Source organism: Sporosarcina koreensis (assembly GCF_042655825.1).
Lineage (GTDB): Bacteria > Bacillota > Bacilli > Bacillales_A > Planococcaceae > Sporosarcina > Sporosarcina koreensis.
In genome coordinates this window covers 381,101-402,195 of sequence record NZ_JBHSNP010000029.1, presented here as the reverse complement: position 1 = coordinate 402,195, position 21,095 = coordinate 381,101, and the positions used below count along the sequence as shown (strand labels likewise).

The 21,095-nt window shown below is 48.1% G+C and carries 23 protein-coding genes; 19 read left to right on the top strand and 4 right to left on the bottom strand.

All coding sequences use genetic code 11. The features are described from left to right. Positions 1-2 precede the first annotated feature (2 nt). From ACFPTP_RS17775 to ACFPTP_RS17755, 5 genes are all read left to right on the top strand, one after another. Positions 3-830, top strand: a complete 828-nt coding sequence (locus ACFPTP_RS17775; RefSeq protein WP_381447602.1) for an undecaprenyl-diphosphate phosphatase — start codon at positions 3-5, stop codon at positions 828-830. Positions 831-918: 88 nt separating this feature from the next. Then, positions 919-1,620, top strand: a complete 702-nt coding sequence (locus ACFPTP_RS17770; RefSeq protein WP_381447600.1) for a response regulator transcription factor — start codon at positions 919-921, stop codon at positions 1,618-1,620. Next, entirely contained in the window at positions 1,610-2,971 is a 1,362-nt protein-coding gene (locus ACFPTP_RS17765) for a sensor histidine kinase (RefSeq protein WP_381447598.1), read from the top strand. Before ACFPTP_RS17770 ends, ACFPTP_RS17765 begins: the two co-directional genes overlap by 11 nt. A 39-nt stretch (positions 2,972-3,010) precedes the next feature. Beyond that, positions 3,011-3,628, top strand: coding sequence for a PepSY domain-containing protein (locus ACFPTP_RS17760; protein ID WP_381447595.1), 618 nt, complete (start codon positions 3,011-3,013; stop codon positions 3,626-3,628). An 87-nt stretch (positions 3,629-3,715) separates the two neighbouring features. Beyond that, positions 3,716-4,252, top strand: a complete 537-nt coding sequence (locus ACFPTP_RS17755; RefSeq protein WP_381447593.1) for a PepSY domain-containing protein — start codon at positions 3,716-3,718, stop codon at positions 4,250-4,252. Positions 4,253-4,314: 62 nt separating this feature from the next. Here the strand turns inward: ACFPTP_RS17755 and ACFPTP_RS17750 are convergent, their stop codons facing one another. Both ACFPTP_RS17750 and ACFPTP_RS17745 read right to left on the bottom strand, forming a co-directional pair. Further along, positions 4,315-5,331 carry an AI-2E family transporter gene (locus ACFPTP_RS17750; RefSeq protein WP_381447591.1) on the bottom strand — a complete coding sequence of 339 codons (1,017 nt, stop codon included), beginning with the start codon at positions 5,329-5,331 and terminating at the stop codon, positions 4,315-4,317. Between the two features lie 97 nt (positions 5,332-5,428). Beyond that, on the bottom strand, positions 5,429-6,163 hold the full coding sequence (locus tag ACFPTP_RS17745; protein ID WP_381447589.1) for an MBL fold metallo-hydrolase: 735 nt from the start codon (positions 6,161-6,163) through the stop codon (positions 5,429-5,431). A 92-nt stretch (positions 6,164-6,255) separates the two neighbouring features. Between ACFPTP_RS17745 and ACFPTP_RS17740 the strand changes: the two genes are divergently transcribed. From ACFPTP_RS17740 to ACFPTP_RS17730, 3 genes are all read left to right on the top strand, one after another. After that, a complete protein-coding gene (locus tag ACFPTP_RS17740; protein ID WP_381447587.1) occupies positions 6,256-6,492 on the top strand; it encodes a glutaredoxin family protein in 237 nt (78 codons plus the stop codon). 5 nt (positions 6,493-6,497) lie between these two features. After that, the gene (locus ACFPTP_RS17735; RefSeq protein WP_381447584.1) at positions 6,498-6,632 is read left to right on the top strand and encodes a hypothetical protein; all 135 of its coding nucleotides are present in this window, start codon (positions 6,498-6,500) and stop codon (positions 6,630-6,632) included. A 376-nt stretch (positions 6,633-7,008) separates the two neighbouring features. Next, positions 7,009-8,346 carry a vWA domain-containing protein gene (locus ACFPTP_RS17730; RefSeq protein WP_381447582.1) on the top strand — a complete coding sequence of 446 codons (1,338 nt, stop codon included), beginning with the start codon at positions 7,009-7,011 and terminating at the stop codon, positions 8,344-8,346. 580 nt (positions 8,347-8,926) lie between these two features. On the opposite strand, the gene ACFPTP_RS17725 is transcribed toward ACFPTP_RS17730, so the two are convergent. Further along, positions 8,927-10,009, bottom strand: a complete 1,083-nt coding sequence (locus tag ACFPTP_RS17725; RefSeq protein ID WP_381447580.1) for a CdaR family transcriptional regulator — start codon at positions 10,007-10,009, stop codon at positions 8,927-8,929. Between the two features lie 253 nt (positions 10,010-10,262). Here ACFPTP_RS17725 and ACFPTP_RS17720 point away from each other — a divergent pair, with 253 nt between their 5' ends. The 10 genes from ACFPTP_RS17720 to ACFPTP_RS17675 all read left to right on the top strand — a co-directional run bounded on the left by ACFPTP_RS17720 (position 10,263) and on the right by ACFPTP_RS17675 (position 20,178). Beyond that, a complete protein-coding gene (locus tag ACFPTP_RS17720) occupies positions 10,263-11,399 on the top strand; it encodes a glycerate kinase (RefSeq protein WP_381447578.1) in 1,137 nt (378 codons plus the stop codon). Between the two features lie 3 nt (positions 11,400-11,402). Further along, positions 11,403-12,749, top strand: a complete 1,347-nt coding sequence (locus tag ACFPTP_RS17715) for a GntP family permease (RefSeq protein WP_381447575.1) — start codon at positions 11,403-11,405, stop codon at positions 12,747-12,749. A 476-nt stretch (positions 12,750-13,225) separates the two neighbouring features. Continuing rightward, positions 13,226-13,693 carry a flavin reductase family protein gene (locus ACFPTP_RS17710; RefSeq protein WP_381447573.1) on the top strand — a complete coding sequence of 156 codons (468 nt, stop codon included), beginning with the start codon at positions 13,226-13,228 and terminating at the stop codon, positions 13,691-13,693. 141 nt (positions 13,694-13,834) lie between these two features. Beyond that, positions 13,835-15,382, top strand: coding sequence for a 4-hydroxyphenylacetate 3-hydroxylase family protein (locus ACFPTP_RS17705; protein WP_381447571.1), 1,548 nt, complete (start codon positions 13,835-13,837; stop codon positions 15,380-15,382). Then, entirely contained in the window at positions 15,379-16,230 is an 852-nt protein-coding gene (locus tag ACFPTP_RS17700; protein ID WP_381447569.1) for an alpha/beta fold hydrolase, read from the top strand. Before ACFPTP_RS17705 ends, ACFPTP_RS17700 begins: the two co-directional genes overlap by 4 nt. Next, entirely contained in the window at positions 16,223-16,930 is a 708-nt protein-coding gene (locus ACFPTP_RS17695; RefSeq protein ID WP_381447567.1) for a carboxymuconolactone decarboxylase family protein, read from the top strand. Before ACFPTP_RS17700 ends, ACFPTP_RS17695 begins: the two co-directional genes overlap by 8 nt. A 1-nt stretch (position 16,931) precedes the next feature. Next, the gene (locus ACFPTP_RS17690; protein WP_381447564.1) at positions 16,932-17,657 is read left to right on the top strand and encodes a CoA transferase subunit A; all 726 of its coding nucleotides are present in this window, start codon (positions 16,932-16,934) and stop codon (positions 17,655-17,657) included. Next, positions 17,611-18,246 (top strand): 3-oxoacid CoA-transferase subunit B, encoded by a 636-nt coding sequence (locus ACFPTP_RS17685; RefSeq protein WP_381447771.1) that lies wholly within the window; start codon positions 17,611-17,613, stop codon positions 18,244-18,246. Before ACFPTP_RS17690 ends, ACFPTP_RS17685 begins: the two co-directional genes overlap by 47 nt. Next, a complete protein-coding gene (locus ACFPTP_RS17680) occupies positions 18,243-19,358 on the top strand; it encodes a muconate cycloisomerase family protein (protein ID WP_381447562.1) in 1,116 nt (371 codons plus the stop codon). The genes ACFPTP_RS17685 and ACFPTP_RS17680 overlap by 4 nt, the downstream gene beginning before the upstream one ends. Next, on the top strand, positions 19,306-20,178 hold the full coding sequence (locus ACFPTP_RS17675) for a dioxygenase family protein (protein WP_381447559.1): 873 nt from the start codon (positions 19,306-19,308) through the stop codon (positions 20,176-20,178). The genes ACFPTP_RS17680 and ACFPTP_RS17675 overlap by 53 nt, the downstream gene beginning before the upstream one ends. A gap of 173 nt (positions 20,179-20,351) precedes the next feature. On the opposite strand, the gene ACFPTP_RS17670 is transcribed toward ACFPTP_RS17675, so the two are convergent. Then, complete coding sequence (locus ACFPTP_RS17670) at positions 20,352-20,645, bottom strand: hypothetical protein (protein WP_381447556.1); 294 nt, start codon at positions 20,643-20,645, stop codon at positions 20,352-20,354. 81 nt (positions 20,646-20,726) lie between these two features. Here ACFPTP_RS17670 and ACFPTP_RS17665 point away from each other — a divergent pair, with 81 nt between their 5' ends. Beyond that, positions 20,727-21,014 (top strand): YciI family protein, encoded by a 288-nt coding sequence (locus ACFPTP_RS17665; RefSeq protein ID WP_381447554.1) that lies wholly within the window; start codon positions 20,727-20,729, stop codon positions 21,012-21,014. The last annotated feature ends 81 nt before the right edge of the window (positions 21,015-21,095 follow it).

Here is a 21,095-nt window from a genome sequence, read left to right as displayed (position 1 = left end):
GGATGGATTTATTTGAATTAGTAAAAGCGTTGATTCTGGGTTTTGTGGAAGGGATGACGGAGTTTGCGCCGGTCTCCTCAACAGGCCATCTCATTATTGTGGACGATATGTGGTTGAAGACGGAGGAGTTCCTTGGAAAATATCCGGCCAACACATTTAAAATCGTCATCCAGCTAGGATCGATTTTAGCGGTTGTCGTCGTGTTCTGGAAGAGGTTGCTCAGTTTGGTCGGTCTGTATAAGATCGACGGCAAGAAAATGACCAATCGTTTCAATCTCATGCACGTCATCGTCGGCATGCTTCCTGCAGTTATTCTTGGATTTGCATTCAAAGATCTAATTGATGATTATTTGTTCAGCATTCAAACCGTCATTTTCGCACTTGTCGCGGGAGCAATCCTCATGATTGCTGCGGATAAATTCGGACCGAAGAGACCAAAAATCCAATCATTGGACCAGATTACATATCGGCAGGCATTCACCGTTGGGCTTGTCCAATGTCTATCATTATGGCCAGGGTTTTCACGTTCGGGTGCAACGATTTCGGGCGGCGTCCTGTTTGGAATGAGCCACCGGACTGCGGCGGACTTCACGTTCATCATGGCGGTGCCGATCATGGCAGGTGCAAGCCTTGTGTCAGTTCTGAAAAACTGGGAATACATGACGATGGATTACCTTTCATTTTATATTGTCGGCTTTATAAGCGCATTTGTCTTCGCACTCGTTTCGATCCGCTTCTTCCTGAAGTTGGTTTCAAAAATCAAACTCGTTCCGTTTGCGATCTATCGAATTTTCCTGGCAATCGTTTTAGCGGCAATCGTATTTTTATAATGGCATTGACGACTCGTTTACGGGTCGTTTTTTTATTCCCCTGAAACAGTCTTCTGCTACACTAAAGGAAAAAACGGCGGTGAGGAACTTGAGTGAGCAAATATTGATCGTTGAGGATGAAGAAGCAATCGCACGCGTCCTTCAGTTAGAGCTTGAGTTTGAAGGGTACTCGGTCGGCGTCGCGCATTCCGGGACGGAAGGTTTGATTAAGTTCAAGGAGCAGGAATGGGATCTTGTGCTGCTAGATCTCATGCTGCCCGGCATGAACGGATTGGACGTGCTCCGGAGGATCCGGGCGGCAGAAGATGGTACGCCGGTTATATTATTGACAGCAAAAAGCGAAGTGGAAGATAAGGTGACGGGACTCGATTTAGGAGCGAACGATTATGTGACGAAGCCGTTTGAAATCGAAGAGTTGCTTGCTCGCGTTCGGTCGGCCATTCGCACGTCCCGAAAGAAGGCACCAGTGATTGATGTATTCCTTCATGAATTTGCTGGATTATCAATTCATGAGCAAACCCGTGAAGTGAAGCGAAACGGCGAATCAATCGATTTGACGCCACGGGAATATGATTTATTGTTTCATCTGATCCGGCATCCGAATCAGGTGCTCACGCGGGAGCAGCTGCTCGATGCAGTTTGGGGCTTTGATTATTACGGGGACACGAATGTAGTCGACGTCTATATCCGGTATGTTCGGAAGAAGATTGATCGGCAGAATGCTCCTTCCCTCATTCAAACGGTCCGGGGCGTCGGATATGCGTTGAAGGAACCGGCCCATGAAGCTTAAAAAGAAGATCCATCTTTTTTCGACCCTATTGATGTTCATTCTTCTCGTGCTCGCGAACATCCTCATCTACTTTCTTTTCGAAAGGATGTCCCATGACACTGAATATGAGCAGCTGCTAGGCCGGGCAAAGGAACTGACCGCTGCGTTGAGCCAGTTGGAGACAGAAGTGGATGCCGGTCTCGTGCTACGGGCATTTATTCCCGCAAATGGCGCCATCTCAATCGTCGACGGTAATAATAAACGGCTCATCAATGTTCAATCATTGGTCGGGCTTGGACAAGTCGAAGGCCATGAGAATCCGAGCAATTCATATACGATCGGCCGATTCGAGGGAACGGAAGCGTTAACCATTTCGATGCCGATCATATGGCAGACAGGTGAAGTCGTTACGATGCAAATGACGCAATTGCTGACAAATGTTGAAGAAAATATGCGGGTGCTGAAGTATGTCTTGATCGGTGTTACGATATTTGCAATGATCCCGATCACTCTCTCGAGCATGACGCTCGGAAGGATTGTTACCCAGCCGATTGAAAAGCTCATAACGGCGATGAACAGAAGCCGGAAATCCGGGACATTTGAAAAGTTGACTGACGTCGTAAGCGGGAATGACGAACTCGCCCAAATGGAGCGGACATTCAATGAAATGATGGGACAATTGGAACAGAACTTCATGAAGCAGGAGCAGTTTGTCTCAAATGCATCTCATGAATTAAAAACGCCGTTGACCGTAATCGAAAGTTACTCCAAGTTGCTGGCAAGAAGGGGTTTCGAAAATCGGGAAGTCGTCGATGAGGCGTTGAGTGCTATTATTTCGGAGACGGGCAGGATGAAAGAGATGATTGAGCAAATGCTCGATTTGGCAAAGAGCAGCGGGTCCCAGGCGTTTGATTTCGCGCAAGTCGATTTGAGTTCGTTGCTCGTAGAGGTGGTCAAACCATTGAGACAAGCGTATGGAAGGGAAATCGTTGTCGAGGTAGACGGTCCAATGCCAGTCGAAACGGACGGAAAGTTTGTGAAGCAGCTATTGTTCATTCTCCTTGACAATGCGCTGAAATACAGTGAACGGGAAATTCACACTTCCGTCAAAGACTTGCAGGACGAAGTGGAAATCACCGTGAAGGATTATGGCAAAGGGATTCCGCCATCGGATCTGCCGCATATATTCGATCGTTTTTACCGGGTGGAGTCGGATCGGAGTCGAAAGACAGGTGGAACTGGGTTGGGGCTTTCCATTGCGAAGGAGATTGCCGAAGGACTTGGCGCAACGTTGACGATTGAAAGTGTCATTGATGTGGGGACAGTCATCCGGGTTTTCATTCCAAATAGGAAGGTTCTCAGTGAATTTTAATGTTGGAACAGTAAGATGTAGGAAAGGAGGGGTTTTTGCATGAACATATGGAAAAAACCTTGGTTCATTCCGATTATCTTGGCAATCGTCATTGTTGTCGCGGGACAGCTGTATACGACAGGAAAGCTGACGAAGGCGGAAATCTTGCCGAAGCAAGAAATCAGCTCCCAATTGGCGATGATCTACGATGGAGAAGTGAAAGATCTGCTGTTGGATGGATCTGTATATAAAGCGAAAGTTTCAAGAGCGGGGGCTGAATACGCCGCGGAGGTCGATGCCGGATCGGGCAAAGTCCTTTCGCTCATTCAGACAAAGGAAACTCATAATGTGAATGAAAGTATAGCATCGCCCGCCGATACGGATAAAGTGAATGGTGAATCGACGGAAGCTCCAAATCCGGATGTAAGCAAAGCACCGGCGCAATCCAAGCCGCAGAAAACTGTCCTCATCTCTGAGAAGAAGGCCGAAAAGATTGCATTATCCCAATTACCGGCCGGGATGATTGGCAAGGTCGATGACGTGGATTTTGTGAATTCCGCGGACGGTGGCTATTATTTAGTGCAGATCGATATCGATACGGCTGATGACATGGATGAAGTCACGTACCAAATCCATGCGATTTCAGGCAAAGTTCTGACCGTCACTTGGGATGATTGATTCTCATCAATTTCTAATATTCCTCTCAATGTCCTCTCATCTTCGCAATGTATGATGGAGATAGATGAAAAAAGGAGGAAAACAAATATGAAAAAATGGATGTTGATCCCTGCAGTTGCAGGAGTTTTAGCTATTGGCGGTGTTGCATTGGCGGAGGAATCTGTTCCAGCCGTCGGGAAGCAGTCAGACAAGATGATTTCGTTGCAGGATGCGAAAAAGGTCGCTACAGACAAAGTGAAGGGCGGCATTGTGACGGAAGCCGAGCTGGATGAAGACGATGGCCGGTACCATTATGAAGTCGATTTGAAAGAAGGAAAGTATGAGTACGATCTTGAGATAGACGCATACACGGGGAAAATCATTAAGTTTGAAAAAGAAATGGAAAACGAAAAAGTTGCTGAACCTGCAAAGGAAAAACAGGCTGTGAAACCGGACAGCAAGACGATGCTGACGGAAGAGCAAGCGATTGCGATTGCTAAGAAGCAAGCAAGCGGCGTTGTAACTGATTTCGAATTGGATGACAATGTATACGAAATCGAATTGAAAGACGGCAATATCGAATACGAACTCGAAATTGATGCCTTCACTGGTGACATCCTTTCATTCGAACAGGATGAAGACTGAGTAATTCGTCAAAAACATAAAAACAAAGCGGACAGCTGCCATACTGTCCGCATTTTTTATGTTTAGGCAGTCTGTCCCGGTTCTTTGTCTGTCACATCGAGTATGTCGAGCAGGAATACAAACACCGGGATCCCGATAATCAGCCCCCAGACGCCGAAGAAGTTCTGCGAGAAGATAAGAACGATGAACGTATAAAACACCGGTAAATCGGTTTTCGAAGACATCAGCTTCGGATTTAAAATATACGCTTCAATTGCATGGATGATCATGATGGCAATGAGCAAGTAAAAGACTGTCAAAAAGCCGCCGATCGTAAAGCCGATTAGAGAGAGTGGTATCAAAGAGATGATGACACCCGCTACCGGAATAAGTCCTAAGAAGAAGATCATGATCGTCAAGCCGATGATTTGCGGATAGCCAAGCACCATGAGGACAATGACCGTCAATACCGTATTGATAGATGCGATGATGAACTGCGCTTCGATCACTTTACCGAATGTCCTGGAAAATTTCTTGCCGAAAAATTCGATTTCGTAATAAAACGGAGCGATTTTGCTGTTCTTGAATTTATTCGTGAATTCAATCAACCGCGGTTTTTCAAGAAGGAAAAACAAGCTTAAAATGAGGGCGATGAGTACTTGTACGCTCGTTTTACTAATGTCTGTAAACGATTTTAGTAAAAATGAAAATCCGTTCTCTACATACCCTTTAATCTGGTCGCTGGAAATAATGGATTCAAGAAAAACAAGAAGTGGATTGTCATGTGATTGAATGGAGAAGCTCGTAATTTGTTTAATAAGCTGGCTGATTTCCATTGTGATAATAGGTAAATATTTGACGAGGCTGATAGTCAGCATACCGACAATTACTGTGTAGAGGACAATCACGGTCACTTTGTGATTGATTCGTAGACGTTTGACTGTAAAATCGACAAGCCGATTCATTAAGAACGAGAAAATAAAGGTGAGCAAAATTAAATTCATCATACTTCTTACGCTGAATAGAATGAGGATGATTAAAGCAAAAATAATGAACCGCTTGACTCCTTTTTTACGAAAAAAATCCGATATTGAATCCATATAGTACCTCGCATATCCAAATAATATGTAAATAATAAAACTATTACTAGTAGTATCCACTTGGGGGATAAAGAATACAAGCAGGAAGTCTTGGTAATCAAACCCCGTATGACTTCCCGACAACTGCCAATTCGGCATCTCCTACAAAAACATCTTTCGCTGCGTTCAAAATATCCGTTATGTCACCATGCAAAGGCAGATGTGTTAGCACGAGCCGCTTTGCGCGCGCCAGCTTCGCAAGTTTCCCTGCCTCGCTGCCCGCCATATGCCCCGGTGCTTTCCCAAGATGCTCCTCGTACAAATTCGCTTCGCTGATCAAAAGATCCGTTCCGCTTGCGAATTCCACAAGTTTGTCAGTCCATTCCGTATCTGCGGTCAATGTTACGGAACGGCCGTCCACTGTGAATTTCATAGCCAAACAATAGACGGGGTGGACCGTTTCGCAGAATGTCACTTCGAATGGTCCGATTTGGACAACATCCGTTTCCTTGATGGCGACGCCGATTGTCTGCTCTTTATGCGACAGTTTTGCGAAGTTCTCCCCATCTTGGTCATGCCCGTAAATCGGCAGCACACGCGATGGGTTTCCGAGATAATAATTGATGAGCCTGCTATATTGTAGACTGCCGATGTCCGCGATATGATCGGCATGATAATGACTGATTACGACCGCATCCAGCTTTTCCAATGGTACGTAATTTTGCACGGAAGCGAGCACGCCGCTTCCGCAGTCGACGAGGCAATGAAACCCGTCATGTTCAATCAAAAATGATGAAGTGGCGCCATTCGCTTTCGGATAACCGCCCCAAATCCCAACTGGAATTACTTTCATAGTTACTTACCTCCGTATAATCCGTATGTTTGCATTTATACCTATCAGGGGTATATCATAATAGTGTAATCAAAACTAAAGGAGAGATGAAAATGTCAAATACAGCTACAGTGTACACTACGAATACATGCCCATACTGCACAATGATGAAAAATTATTTGGATGAACAAAATATCCCATACCGTGAAGTGAATGTGCAAGAGGACGAAGAAGCAGGTCGGAAGCTCGTGGAAACAACTGGCCAAATGGGCGTTCCACAAACCGAATTGAACGGCAAATGGATTTTAGGCTTCGATACGGTTGCTGTACAGGAAGCATTGAAAGGGTAAGTAGTTTGAAAAAGCCCTTTCTCGCTTTCAAATCATGCGCCATCAAACCATCCGCGAAGCTGTTCCCGAGAATTTGCATCGGCCATATTGCGCTCTTCCTCACAGGGGTTTTCCTTGTGATCATGGAGCTGATGAACTAAATCTTACCCTTATGGACTCTTAGTAAGTCAATAAGGGTTTTTTTATTCCAACCAAACCAAATTCAATACCCGATAGTCTTAGTTAAAGATATTTAGATGTAAAGGTGAAAAAAGAAGATAAAGACCTATCTTAAGGTGCGTTGCTCCTTATTAGCATGAAATTAATCATACTTTTTCACTCGGAGGTGACAGATAAGCAATCATCAGAAGTGTATACATGAACGATGAAGCCTTTATGCCTATTCCTTATTATCCTGCTAGATGCCCCAAGCGCATGTGCCCTTTTTTGACAATAGAAAATTGAAATGGTAATCATATACATATAAGTGTAAGTAGCCTAGTAAACTTGCACGACGAAGTTGGAGGTAAACTCACCGTGAAAAAGTTATTACTAACTGCAATGGCTTCTTTATTTTTACTAGTTGCAGGATGCAATAGTGACGACAAGTCATTAAAGGATATTGAGGGATCTGCGGAGGAAGTGAATTCACCGGAGGGTGAGGAAGTTGGAGCAGAGGGGGCCAAGGATGTACCGGAGTTCCAACCAGCGCCTACCGAAGCAGTTGACATCATCGCTTCAGGAGTAGGAGAAAAGATGGAAGAAATCCAAGTGGCTGCAAAAGGGAAATTGACAAAAGTAGACTTTGCGGCGATGGATGATTTCCCGGTCGGAAATTTGACAGTTGAAGAGATGTTTAACGGCATTGTCGAATGGTATGCAATGGATTATTCAGGCGTCCATGATCCGCTCATTAACTTTGAACCGGACTACGGGGAATATGGAATTGATAAGAGAGAAACGAAGCAATTGAACATTTCAGTCTTGATTGACGCGAGTGGCAGCATGAAAGCCTATGTCGACGGCGAGCAAATGATGGCGCTGGCGAAGGATGCAGTAAAACGTTTCGGTGCAGGGCTTCCGGAAGAATCCATCGTTTCCCTTCGTGTTTATGGACATGAGGGAACGGGTTCGACTGCAGATAAAGGAATGTCCTGTGCAAGCAATGAGCTTTTTTACAGCCCGGATTTTTACGAGGAAAATTCATTTAATGAAGCTTTGTCCCAATTCGATGCTGCTGGATGGACGCCCCTTGCTGCGGCCATTAAAGCCGGCGGGGAAGATCTACGGGTAATGGCCTCTGCCACTACACAGAACATGATTTTTGTAGTCAGTGACGGCGTGGAAACATGCGGCGGAAATCCGGTGGAGGAAGCTAAGAAATTAGCGAATTTCGACCTGAAAGCCGAAGTGAACGTATTAGGTTTCAATTTAGATAGTGAAGGACAAAAGCAATTGAAGAAAGTAGCAGAAGAAGGCAACGGGAAATATGCCAACGTCAGATCGAGAGTCGACTTTCAAAAAACATTCCAATCAATGCTAGCCGAAGCGAATGCGGTCGTTCGCGAATTAAACCAAAAGGCAGTGCATGGAATCAATATTAACAATCATACGATACGCTTGAATGATCAAGTTCTTAAACTTCATTCCAACTACTTTGACTTCACTTCAGAAGAAAGCAGTAATTTAAGAATGGCTGTAAAAATACTGCGAGACAAGGATCTGATCGACAACGAGACGCAGTTCGCCTTGTCGGATCTAATTGATGAACGCCGTAAAACAATGCAAGAGTATGGCCAATCCATTAAGAAAGAGAAGCTCGAACTCATTGAAAATGCCCGACAGGAACTATTTGAAGCGATGAATGAGGGGTAATGATAATGAATTACTCAACCGCAAAATGGCTGATAGGCATACTGGGATCTATCGCTCTCGTGACAATCGTAACTGTTTATTTTTTTGACACAAATGGGGGCGTGCCTCCCCTTTTGGCCAATTTATTCAAACCTATTGTTTTTACTACACTCTTCCCAACTGCTTTGCTAATCTTTGGTCTTTTGATTGCACGGGGAAGGAAGGAAGAAAAGATTTCTACTAAAAGTCTCGGTCGATCTGCCGTTGTTATAGCGGCCATTTTCGCATTTCGATGGATGACGGGATATTTCAATTAATAGAAACGGATTGAAGCAATGCACCGATTAACGGGCATTGCTTTTCCTTTTTGAAGGTTAATTGTAGGCTCACGGTGATAAATTTATCTGAGTCGGTGATAAACCTAGCCCTTGCGAAAAAACTGCCATCAAAAGTGGTGAATAATGGCCAAGTGGTGATAAAGTCCATGCTAGTGGTGATAACCATGCTCTAAGCGGTGATAAAGTCGGCCCGAGCGGTGATAAACATGCTTTGAACGGTGATAAACACTTGTTAAGCGGTGATAACCGTCAAAAATCCCCCTTCACTCATCCCTCACTAGCAAAGCAATGTGGAACAGAACCGCATCGCGGAATCGGGTCGGGTCCAATGATGTCAGCTCCTTCACTTTTCGCAATCGATAGGTCAATGTGTGGCGATGGATGGCCAGAGCAGCTGCCGTTTCGCCGATCACTTGGTCGTGTTCGAAAAATGCTTCCAATGTTTCGATGAGCTGCTCATTCAATAAGGCAAGGATCCGCCTGGCAAAGCGTTCCTTCAATTGGGATGGGCAGCTCTTCAAGAGGGCGATCAGTTCGATGTCATCATAGTAGTAATGGATTAACTCATCCGAATGCCCGTACTGGATTGCGTATTTCGCTGTTTCATACGAATGGGAGATGCCTTCCAAGTTTTTGACAGGCAAACCGACGCCGATTTCGACGGAGGAGTCCTTTTGGAATAAAGAAAGGATTTTCTGCAGTTTCAACTCAAGCACGGACATTTTTACGTCGGATAGAACGATGAACAACTCATTCAACTGTGAGTGGCCGATCAGAGCTGTGTTTCTCTCGAACTGCTCTTCCATCGTTTCAATTAACCGCTGAGGAGATGCAGGCAAATTATTTGTTTGCACTAATAGCGTCAAATAAGGTCCGGTCATATTGAATTCCAATAAAGCAAGCCGGTCGATGACAATCGGTGAAAGCGGACCATTATCGATCAGCTCTTCGAATACGAGCTCCTTGATCTTCCGCTTCCATTCAGACTCCGATGTAATGAGTGCTTGGTGGACCATCATCTCGGTCGTCAATTGAACGAGCGTTGCGATGTCTCTTAATTCTTTCGGATTGCCCGTAATGCCGATGACGCCTATCAATCGGTCCTTATAATAGATGGGCATGTTCACGCCAGGCTTTGCCCCTTGCCAATCCGATGTATTCTCATCCTCTATCCAAAGCGGTCGTCTCGTTTTAGCGACATGTGCGGCCCCTTCATGGATGCGGTCGATGCGCTCTTTTTCCCCGGACGCCAAAATCATTCCATTCGTATCCATCACATTCAAATTCCTGTCCAACCTGAACATCGTCTGCTCCACGATTTCTTCTGCCAGTTTCTTCGTAATCAAAAAATCACCCCCATGTATAAAAACTATCTTCATTTTCATAGAAAACTTATACATCAAGTATAATGTATTTTGGTTTTCAAAACATATAATTAAATGAAAGCGTTTTAACTTAATCAGATTGGCATCCGATTAAGTTAAAGCCTCCGGCGGATGTCACGGATTTTTAAGTGTATTTATCGAGCGGGCTCGATAAAAATCCGGACGCAAATACGCCGAGGCGTATTTGATTTTACTATTATTGGAGGTGCTTCCCATGAAGGTGATTGTGGCACCTGATTCGTTTAAAGGAAGTTTGACAGCTATCGAAGCTGCAGAGGCGATTGCCGCCGGAATCCGGGACATCAACCCTGAGATCCAGACGGTTCTGCTACCGGCAGCGGACGGCGGAGAAGGCACGATGAGAAGTTTGGTCGATGCGACAAGAGGAAGATATGTCTCTATTACAGTTGAAGATCCGCTCGGCAGACCGATTTCCGCGACATATGGAATACTCGGGGACGGAGAGACGGTCGCAATTGAAATTGCTGAGGCTTCTGGATTAATGAGGCTGCAGGAACATGAAAAAAATCCGCATGTCGCATCAACTTACGGCACAGGTGAATTGATCGCCCATGCATTGGATAACGGTTACCGGAAATTCATTATCGGCCTCGGAGGAAGCGCAACGAATGACGGAGGGGCGGGAATTCTCCAAGCGCTTGGCTTGCGTTTGTTGAATCAAGAAGGGATTGAACTGCCGAAAGGGGGAGGCGGCCTTCAGCATATTTACTCGATAGACAGTGAGAACTGGGATGAACGCATTGCGAATAGTGAGTTCTTGATAGCAAGTGATGTGAAAAATCCATTTGTCGGAAGCGAGGGTGCCTCGGCTATTTTCGGTCCGCAGAAGGGGGCGACTCCGGCTGACGTGGACAGTCTTGACCGGAATTTGCGAAAATTCGCCGACGCGATTGAAACAAAAACGGGAATTGCCCTTCATTCAATGGAAGGTGCGGGTGCTGCCGGCGGGGCGGGAGGCGCATTCCAGGCGTTTTTCAATTGTGAAATGCGGCAGGGGATCGATGTCGTGCTCGATGCGATCGAATTTGAGCAGCAGGCGAAAGATGCGGATCTGATCATCACTGGCGAAGGGAAAACGGATTTACAAACGCTTTCCGGTAAAACGCCTTTCGGTATTGCTAAAGTGGCGCATCGGGAAGGGAAGCCGGTCATCCTCATTTCGGGTGCTGTGGATGAAGAGAGCCGCGATGCATTGACGCCGCTGTTTACGGAAGTCCATGCGATCATGGACGAAAATGTGTCCGTGGAAGATGCGATTGCGAATGCTTACGAACATTTGCGGAGGAAGACGAAAAAGGTAATGGAATTGATTATAGAAAAAGGGGTGTAGGGAATGTTAGTTGCAATGATAGTGTTGAGTGTTATCCTCATCGTTGTATTAACGGCGGTGTTCAAGGTCCATCCGTTCTTGTCATTGTTAGCGGGTGCGTTTTTCGTCGGCATCACGTCCGGCATGCCGCTGTTGACTGTCGTTGAGAACGTGAACGAAGGCTTCGGGGGATTGATGAAGGGAATTGGGCTCGTCATTGTGGCGGGTACGATCATCGGTGTCATTTTGGAGAAATCGGGAGCGGCGTATCGGATGGCGGAAGTTGTGTTGCGCCTGATCGGGGAGAAGCGTCCTCAATTGGCGATGTCCATTATCGGCTATATCGTTTCGATTCCAGTATTCTGTGATTCAGGATTCATTATTTTATCAAGCTTGAAGAAAGCATTGGCGAAGCGGGCGAAAGTGGCGATTGCTTCGATGGCGGTTGCGCTTGCGACGGGGCTCTATGCAACGCATACGTTAGTGCCGCCGACGCCTGGGCCGATTGCTGCGGCGGGCAACATCGGTGCGGAAGGTTATTTGGGCACGATTATTCTGATCGGTCTAATCGTCGCCATCCCGGCGGTTGTTGTTGGCTATTTATGGGCAGTGAAAGTCGGATCGAAAATTTCCGTGCCGGAAGATGTGGAAGATAACGGTCTCGATTATGATGAAATCGTTAAGTCGTTTGGCCAAATGCCATCAACGTTCAAAGCATTCCTACCGATTGTGTTGCCGATTGTCCTCATCGGTATCGGATCCGTCGCAAAATTGACGTTGGACGAGGGCGGTTTCAATAACTTCCTTCAGTTTTTAGGGGCTCCGTCTGTTGCGTTATTATTCGGTGTGTTGGCGGCATTCCTTCTATTGCCAAGCTGGAATGAAGAGACGTTGACGAAGTGGATTGGGGAAGGATTGAAGGAAGCGGCACCGATTTTGCTCATCACAGGAGCTGGCGGTGCGTTCGGGAAAGTCATTTCGAATTCGGGTGTCGCTGATTTGATCGGTGGAATGAATTTTGATGCACTAGCCGGCGGCGCATTCTTCCTTCTCGTTCCGTTCTTTATTGCAGCAGCATTGAAAACGGCGCAAGGTTCTTCCACTGCGTCCTTGGTCATCACTTCAACTTTGGTTGCCCCGCTGCTTCCGGCGATGGGAATCGAAGGTGCAATTCCATTGGCTTTAGTTGTCATGGCGGTCGGCGCAGGTGCAATGACGGTGAGCCACGTGAACGACAGCTTTTTCTGGGTCGTTACGGAGTTCAGCGGCATGAAAGTGACGGATGCGTATAAGGCGCAGACGATGGCGACTTTGTTGCAAGGTGTTACGACGATTGTTGTTACGATGGTTCTTTGGATGATATTAGTATGATAGATAGGCGCTGATTCCTTTTGGGAATCAGCGTTTTTGCATGGGGAATTGGTGGAATCGGTGGTAAAGTGCCGAAAATCGGTGGTAACCCCCTTAGAGTCGTGACAAACTTCGATAAGTGAGTGACAAGCCTAGTAAAACAATGGGCAAGTGGTGATAAACCCTCCGTGAGCGGTGATAAAGCTGTGCTGAGTGGTGATAAAGTGCTGATAAGCGGTGATAAACCATGTCTAAGCGGTGAAAAATGGCGAGTCGGTGGTAAACTCGTCCAAGTCGGTGGTAAAGCGCTGAGAGTCGGTGGTAAACCCTCGAGAGTCGGTGGTAAACCTCCTCAAGTCGGTGATAAACTCGCCAAAGTCGGTGATAACACAAACCAGGGCATATGCCCCTCCACACACTGCATATAGTAAACTGTTTATAGAGTTGTCCATTTGTGAAAATGATAAATATAAAACAATAGGAAAGGAGATGGACGAATGACTGAAATGGCGATGGATGTACGGGAGCTGCGGAATTGCTTCGGGCGGTTTGCGACGGGCGTGACGGTCGTGACATGTGCGCATGAGCAAGGGAAACATGGGTTGACGGCGAATTCCTTCACGTCGGTTTCGCTTGATCCGCCGCTTGTGCTTGTGTCGGTGGATCGGAGGACGAAGGCGTTGCCTTATTTGAAGGATAATCAATTCACGGTCAATATTTTACGTGACAACCAGCAGGACACGGCGATGCATTTTGCAGGAAAAACGCAAGATCCCGCACCATTCGAATGGGACGGCACGCGGATCAAAGAGTCGCTTGCCTATTTGGAATGTGAGCCGTGGGCGGAGTATGATGGCGGTGATCATGTCCTGTTTGTCGGCAAAGTGGTTCGGTTTAATTACGAAGATGGGGAACCTCTCGCCTTTTATAGCGGGAAGTTCACGAAAGTGGCACCTCATCGCTAATATGAATGGCTAGTTTTTCGGCAGCAACATTTGCCTGAAAGCTAGCCATTTTTAATGGAACCATTCTTTTCACTCACTTCGGCATTTTTCCTATGAGGCAGGCATACGTATAGGTGTAATGGGACAAGGAGGAGTGAATACATGCCAGTTGAACAGGAACAGAAGACGGTATTGCCTTTGACGGGCAAGGAGTATTTGGAAAGTTTGAAGGATGGACGGGAAATTTGGCTGCATGGCGAGAAGGTGAAGGATGTGACGACGCATCCGGCATTCCGGAATGCTGCTCGCTCGATCGCCCGATTGTATGATGCGCTGCATGATGAAAAGACGAAAGATGTTCTGACGGTTGAGACGGATACGGGGAATGGCGGCTTCACGCAGAAGTATTTCCGTGTGGACAAGAGTTCGCAAGACTTGCTGGAATCGCGCGACGCGATTGCGCAATGGGCAAGGCTGACGTACGGCCAGATGGGTAGATCGCCGGATTACAAAGCGGCATTCCTCGCAACGCTCGGCGCGGACCCGGATTACTATGGGAAATACGCGGACAATGCGCGCAGATGGTACAAAGAGGCGCAGGAGCGGAATTGGTTCTTCAACCATGCGATCATCAATCCGCCGGTGGACAGGCATAAACCGCTCGATGCAGTTGCCGACATTTTTGTAAGAGCTGTCGGGGAGACCGAGCAAGGCGTCATCGTTAGCGGGGCGAAGATGGTCGCAACGGGGTCTGCATTGACGAACTACAATTTCGTCGCCCATTACGGGGCTGCGCCGATTACGAAAGAGGAGTTCGCGCTCGTCTTCGTGGCGTCGATGGACACGCCGGGCGTGAAGCTTGTCAGCCGTGCTTCGTATGAGATGAATGCAGCTGTCATGGGAAGTCCGTTCGATTACCCATTGAGCAGCCGATTCGATGAAAACGACTCGGTCCTCATTTTCGACAACGCGCTCATCCCTTGGGAAAACATCATCATTTACAAAGACGTGGAGAAGGCGAACAGCTTCTTTGCGGATAGCGGGTTCTTGCACAGATTCACATTCCACGGCGTGACAAGGCTCGCTGTGAAGCTTGATTTCATGTCAGGTTTATTGCTGAAAGCCGTCAAGATGAACGGGTGCGACCAATTCCGCGGCGTCCAAGTGAATGTCGGCGAAGTGCTTGCTTGGAAGAACATGTTCTGGGCGCTTAGCGACGCGATGGCGTTGAACCCGGATGAAGGGAGGAATGGGACAAAGCTGCCGAACTTGAATTACGGCCTCGCTTACCGGATGTTCATGTCTGAAGGGTGGCCGCGAGTGAAGGAAATCATAGAGAACGTCGTTGCAGGAAGCCTGATCGCGCAGCCGTCCAGTGCAAAAGATTTCGCAAACCCTGAATTACGTCCGCTGTTGGATAAACTATACCGCGGCTCGTACGGCGTAGGGGCTGAGGAGAAAATCAAGCTCATCAAATTGCTATGGGATGCCATCGGGACTGAATATGGCGGAAGGCATGAACTGTATGAGCGCAATTACTCCGGCAACCACGAGAACATCCGGCTTGAAAACTTGGTCGTTGCCAATATGAGCGGGCAGGCGGACCAATTCGAGAAGTTCGCCGAGGAATGCTTGAACGACTATGACCTGAACGGCTGGACGAACGACACATGGGTCAATCCGGATGACGTGAGCTATTTTAAAGAATGACGAAGCGGATATACAGGGTAGAGCTCGGTGGCCGTTATTTGCAAATCGTTGATCACCCGGGCGAAAAGGGGACGATCATCGCGCTGCACGGACTGACCGGGACACATAAAAATATGCTTCATTTTGCTGAAGCCTTACAAGGCGATTATCGGTTCATCGCCTGCGATCTAAGGGGAAGGGGAGACAGCTCGGGGATGGATGACGTCCCCTCCATCTTCTCCCACGCGGAAGACGTCGAAGAATTGATTGCCGTCTTGGGAATAAAGGATCCGATTTTGCTTGGCCATTCAATGGGCGCTTTCATCTCCGCAATTGTGGCAAGCGAATTGCCGTCCGTGAAAGGGCTCATCTTGCTGGACGGCGCAGCGCGGATGTCGGGACGCCAACATGACATTGTCAGGCCGTCGCTCGGAAGGCTTCGGAAGACGTATGAATCGAAGCGGGCGTATGTCGAGGAGCTGAAGCAGCTGTACAAACGACTCGGCATCAAATGGACCGATGCCGTCCAGGAAATCGTGGAGTACGAAATCCATGGAACTGGCAACGGATGGATGCACAAGTCCGCGAATGAAAATATAGAAGAGGATTTCGCAAGCTTTGACTTTTTCAATCCGATCAAAGTGATGGGGAGAATCGCTTGCAAGACGCTGCTTATCCAGGCGGACGGGGGAATCGGGTCGTTCCCGCCGTTCTTCACGGATGCCGATTACGAAGAGACGAAAAAACATACCACGAAACTAACGACTTTCAATTCGGATTCCAATCATTACACGATGGTCTTTGAGAAACAGGAAGCTATTTTAGATGAAATCCGGAAGTTCCTGGATGGGGTGATCTTGGATGAGTGAAGGTTTGGCTTACTTCAAGGAAGTGTATGGCGCAGTACCGGAATGGGTTGTGAAAATGCATGAATACAGGCCGGACGCGCTGGATCATTACACGAGCTTGCGCAGCGCCATTATGGAGGACGGGCTTTTATCCCGGAAAGAAAAAGACCTTCTCCTTGTCGGAATCAATGCCGCAAGATGCTACGAACGGAGCATGGTCTACCATACGAAAGGTGCCATCGACGGAGGCGCCACCATTCCGGAGCTTATTGAGTACTTGCTTGTCGCGTACCGGCATGGCGGACTCGAGTCGATGCAAACCGGCATCAAAGCGGTTAAGTACGCACGTTCCTTGAATGGATTGCCGGAGGGGCAGGTGCCTTACGGTGTTTGTAACGAGCACATATTGAGCTATTTCATTTCCATCTTGGATGAAGAGGATGCATGGTTTGTATCAAATATATTGAAGGCGCCGGAGGAACTGTGTAACGATTTGCTGTTAGTAAGAGGAGTCGTCAGTGCGAAGATGAAATTCCTTTTAATGGTCGGCATCTATAGCTCCGGGCTCCAAGGAACGGAAGCGGGGAAATGGATGGAGAAGGCCCGGGCGAATGGGGCGACCGAAGGCGAGTTGGCGGAAGTCGGTCTCATCTGCCTGTTGACCGCGGGCATTCCGGCGTGGTTCGAGGTTAGCGACTCCTTGCGGGAAGGGGGCCACTGACATGGCCATCGTCTATGAACGGGCTGAAAATGCCCTTTCTGCAATTAAAAGCGGGATGACGATCATGGTAGGCGGATTCGGCCTCGTCGGTGCGCCTCTCACATTGATTGTAGGCCTAACGGAGAAAGATGTCGAAGGGCTCACGATCATCAGTAATAATCTCGGCGAAGCGGGTGAAGGGCTCGGCGTGCTGCTCCGTCAGCAGAAAATACGTAAAGCGATCGGCTCCTACTTTACGAGCAACCGGGAAGTCGGCGAAGCGTATCAGCGAGGGGAAATCGAACTGCAGCTACTGCCCCAAGGGACGCTTGCAGAAGCAATGCGTGCGGGCGGCGCGGGAATCGGCGGTTTCTATACGAAAACCGGTGTCGGAACGGAACTTGCGCGGGGAAAAGAAATACGGGAAATCAATGGGGAACCGTATGTTTTCGAGCAGGCATTGAAGGCAGATGTGGCGCTGATTCGCGCGCATAAGGCGGACACGCTCGGCAATCTTATCTATTATAAGACCGCCCGGAATTTCAACCCGGTCATGGCGACCGCCGCGGATCTCGTCATTGCGGAAGTGGATGAAATTGTCGCAGCAGGAGAGCTGTCCGCGGAAGAAATCGTCACGCCCCATCTATTCGTCGACAAGCTTCTCGTTGCCAAGAAAATCCTGACGAAGGAAGGTGTCGTCCATCGAAAACAATGTACAAGAGCTGATTGCGAGGCGTGCTGCAAATGAACTGAAAGGTCCTTCTGTCGTGAACTTGGGCATCGGTATCCCGACGCTCGTCGCGAAGTATATCGATGATGATCTCATCCACTTCCATACGGAAAACGGTTTGTTAGGCGTTACGGATGTGGAGGAAGAGGACCCGAACTTAGTGAACGCAGGGAAATTGCCGGTCGGCGAACGGGTCGGTGCTTCGTTTTTCAGCAGTGCAGAATCATTCGGAATGATCCGTGGCGGGCATGTTGATGTTGCGATCCTCGGCGCCCTTCAAGTCGATGAAACCGGACGCATCGCCAACTGGGCCATCCCGGGGAGAAGTATTATCGGGGTCGGCGGCGCGATGGATTTGCTTGTAGGTGCCAAAAAAGTGATCGTGACGACTTCCCATTTGACGAAAGACGGCAAAAGCAAGCTGATGAAAGCATGTACATTCCCCATCACGTCTACCCGCAGCGTCGATATGGTCATTACGGAATTGGCGGTATTCTCTGTCGTGAATGAACAGCTCATCCTGACAGAGCTCATGCCAGGCGTAACGATCGAGCAAGTCCGGGAAAGTACGGAAGCGTATTTCGTCGAGGGAGGGGTCGGACAATGAACATCCAAACGCTCGATGTCCTCATCGTCGACCTTCCGACAATCCGTCCGCATCAGCTTGCGATGCATACAATTGTCATGCAGACGATCATCCTCGTCCGCGTGACCGGGGAGGGTGGGCTGGAAGGCTGGGGGGAAGTCGCGACGATCGGCGGTGCTTCGTATTGTGCGGAAACGCCGGAAGCGATCAAAATGAATATCGAAAAGTATATAAAGCCTCTCGTCATCGGGCGGAATGCAGCCCATTTCGACTCGATTTCCCATACCGTCAACAAGCATGTCGTCGGCAATACGTTTGCGAAGGCATCGGTGGAAGCGGCAATCGTCGAGCTGGCAGCGAAGGCAAGGGGGATTCCCGTCCATGAATTGTTCGGCGGGCAGATCCACGCTTCATTGCCTGTCGCATGGACGCTTGCGAGCGGGGATACGCGAAGAGATATTGAAGAGGCGAAGGAAAGCTTGCATGCGAAAGGGCATAATATTTTCAAGTTGAAAATCGGCATGGGCGAACCGAAACGGAATGTCGCCCACGTTCTGAAGATCAAGGAAGCTGTCGGCGACGAGGCGAGCGTCCGGGTTGATGTCAATCAAGCATGGGACGAGACGACGGCGATGTATTGCATCGAAGCGTTGGAAGATGGCGGCATCGATTTGATTGAACAGCCGCTGCCTGCTTGGAATAAGGAAGGGATGGCACGCCTTACGACAAGGTTCAAGGTGCCGATTATGGCGGATGAATCCCTTAGTTCGCTTGAAGAGGTGTATCAAGTGGCGAAGTATCGTGCGGGGAATGTGTTTTCCATTAAGCCCGCAAACGTTGGCGGACTGACTGCGACGAAAAAGGTGGCGGCCATTGCGGAAGCGGCGGGCATTTCGCTGTACGGCGGAACGATGATTGAATCGTCGCTCGGCACAGCCATTTCCTCGCATCTCTATTCAACAATCCCTGAAATGAAGTATGGCACGGAGCTGTTCGGCCCGCTTTTATTCACAGATACGGTTACGGCAAATGCGATTTCTTATGAAGATTTTCGGTTAAAAGTCCCAAGCGGACCAGGCTATGGCATGGAGATGGATGTGGAGAAGATCTTCCATTACGCAAGGGAATACTAATAAAAACAATTATCGAAAGGATGAAGAGATGAATCAAAAAGTGGTGGATGTTTACAATGGAATGGTCGTTAAGTTTAAGGAATTAATTCGGGAGCATGAGCTCGATCATAATGATTACCAAGCGCTCGTCAATTGGGCGGACGAACTTGGACGTGCTGGTGAAATTCCACTTTTCATGGATGTGTTCTTCGAAACGCACGCCCTTCAGGAAATGTATAAAAACGTAGAAGGGACAGAGCCTACGATTCTCGGGCCGTTTTATCTTGAAAATGCGACGGAAATCGAAAATCCAGGCGTCATGCCGAAGCGAGACGATGAGAAAGGCGATGTGTTCTTCTTTAGCGGAACTGTAACGGATGTAGACGGCAACCCGCTGGCGAATACGAAAGTGGACATTTGGCAGGCGGATTCGAACGGGGAGTACTCAGGATTCGCGGAAGGGATTCCAGCCGAAAACTTGCGCGCGGTGCTGTTCACGGACGAGAACGGAAAGTTCGAAGTCCAAACGATCGTCCCGGGCGATTACTCGATTCCGACAGGCGGTCCGACAGGCAAGTTCCTGACATGGATTGACTCCCATCCATTCCGGCCGGCCCATCTCCACTTCCTCTTCAAGCCGCAAAACGGCGATCCGTTGATTTCCCAAGTATTCTTCGAAGGGAATCAATACTTGGACAACGACGTGGCCAATGGGGTGCGCGGAACGCTCATTACGAAATTGGAGAAGCATGATGGGGCGGAAAAAGGGTTGGAAACTGACTTCTACACAGCCCACTTAGATTTCAAGCTGCGCCTACAGGATAAGCCTGTTTATAGTTGATAGATTGTATGGGGATGCACACAGTGGGGGCTGTGTGCATGTTTTTTTGACGGGGCTATAGTCCTGAAATGCGCAAAACTAGTTCGAAACTGCTCATAACTCCTTCAAAGATGCGCATAACTCCTCCTGATTCGCGCATAACGTGCTCAAATTTGCGCAAAATCCACCCGTATTCAATCATAACTTTCGTCGAACGTCCTTGTTGATTGCTGAAAGGCATTTGGCGCGAGTTGGCATGTTGATACTAACGGTGTGTTGCCGCGATTGTAGTTACGCGGAATCATATTTCTTCCACAAATTGCCGCTGTCGCGCCAAATGCCTTTGACAAACTAAGATTTGCCCTTGTATTGGTGGAACAGTGATAAACATTGTCTAAGTGGTGATAAAGTGCCGCCAAGCGGTGATAATCTCCCCCTAAGCGGTGATAAACCCTGTCTGAGTGGTGATAACCAAATTTCTCATCCATCCGCATTCCTCTTTACACAGGAGGTACTATCCCAATTGGCGTCGAAATAGAATGGTAGCAAATGGAGAGGGGGAATTCTGAATGAAGTTCGTCATTCATTTCACGACAGGTAAGGCTTGGGAAGCAGGGAAGCCGTTTTGGGAGCAAGGGCTTGTTCCGCATCGGGAGTATGTCAGGGAAGCGGTTGCGAAAGGGATTTTGATTGCAGGTGGACCGTTCACGGATCATACTGGCGGAATGATTATACTTGAAGTGGATAGCCTGGCGGAGGCGCAGCACTTTGCTGAAAATGACCCCGCGGTGATTGCTGAGAAATTTGAAGCGACCATCTATCCTTGGAAGCCGTTGGAAGGAATCTTTAATCAATAGTCTGATTTTTATTGACAATCAGTTGTGCGATTTGCTACGCTTCATTTATAACCAAATGGTTATATGATTTGGAGGCTTAGA

Excerpts from the sequence above, each read along its gene's own strand:
- ACFPTP_RS17775 (WP_381447602.1), top strand. The coding sequence starts at position 3 with ATGGATTTATTTGAATTAGTAAAAGCGTTGATTCTGGGTTTTGTGGAA.
- ACFPTP_RS17765 (WP_381447598.1), top strand. The coding sequence starts at position 1,610 with ATGAAGCTTAAAAAGAAGATCCATCTTTTTTCGACCCTATTGATGTTC.
- ACFPTP_RS17760 (WP_381447595.1), top strand. The coding sequence starts at position 3,011 with ATGAACATATGGAAAAAACCTTGGTTCATTCCGATTATCTTGGCAATC.
- ACFPTP_RS17755 (WP_381447593.1), top strand. The coding sequence starts at position 3,716 with ATGAAAAAATGGATGTTGATCCCTGCAGTTGCAGGAGTTTTAGCTATT.
- ACFPTP_RS17750 (WP_381447591.1), bottom strand. The coding sequence starts at position 5,331 with ATGGATTCAATATCGGATTTTTTTCGTAAAAAAGGAGTCAAGCGGTTC.
- ACFPTP_RS17745 (WP_381447589.1), bottom strand. The coding sequence starts at position 6,163 with ATGAAAGTAATTCCAGTTGGGATTTGGGGCGGTTATCCGAAAGCGAAT.
- ACFPTP_RS17740 (WP_381447587.1), top strand. The coding sequence starts at position 6,256 with ATGTCAAATACAGCTACAGTGTACACTACGAATACATGCCCATACTGC.
- ACFPTP_RS17720 (WP_381447578.1), top strand. The coding sequence starts at position 10,263 with ATGAAGGTGATTGTGGCACCTGATTCGTTTAAAGGAAGTTTGACAGCT.
- ACFPTP_RS17715 (WP_381447575.1), top strand. The coding sequence starts at position 11,403 with ATGTTAGTTGCAATGATAGTGTTGAGTGTTATCCTCATCGTTGTATTA.
- ACFPTP_RS17710 (WP_381447573.1), top strand. The coding sequence starts at position 13,226 with ATGACTGAAATGGCGATGGATGTACGGGAGCTGCGGAATTGCTTCGGG.
- ACFPTP_RS17705 (WP_381447571.1), top strand. The coding sequence starts at position 13,835 with ATGCCAGTTGAACAGGAACAGAAGACGGTATTGCCTTTGACGGGCAAG.
- ACFPTP_RS17700 (WP_381447569.1), top strand. The coding sequence starts at position 15,379 with ATGACGAAGCGGATATACAGGGTAGAGCTCGGTGGCCGTTATTTGCAA.
- ACFPTP_RS17695 (WP_381447567.1), top strand. The coding sequence starts at position 16,223 with ATGAGTGAAGGTTTGGCTTACTTCAAGGAAGTGTATGGCGCAGTACCG.
- ACFPTP_RS17690 (WP_381447564.1), top strand. The coding sequence starts at position 16,932 with ATGGCCATCGTCTATGAACGGGCTGAAAATGCCCTTTCTGCAATTAAA.
- ACFPTP_RS17680 (WP_381447562.1), top strand. The coding sequence starts at position 18,243 with ATGAACATCCAAACGCTCGATGTCCTCATCGTCGACCTTCCGACAATC.
- ACFPTP_RS17675 (WP_381447559.1), top strand. The coding sequence starts at position 19,306 with ATGGCATGGAGATGGATGTGGAGAAGATCTTCCATTACGCAAGGGAAT.
- ACFPTP_RS17670 (WP_381447556.1), bottom strand. The coding sequence starts at position 20,645 with ATGGATGAGAAATTTGGTTATCACCACTCAGACAGGGTTTATCACCGC.
- ACFPTP_RS17665 (WP_381447554.1), top strand. The coding sequence starts at position 20,727 with ATGAAGTTCGTCATTCATTTCACGACAGGTAAGGCTTGGGAAGCAGGG.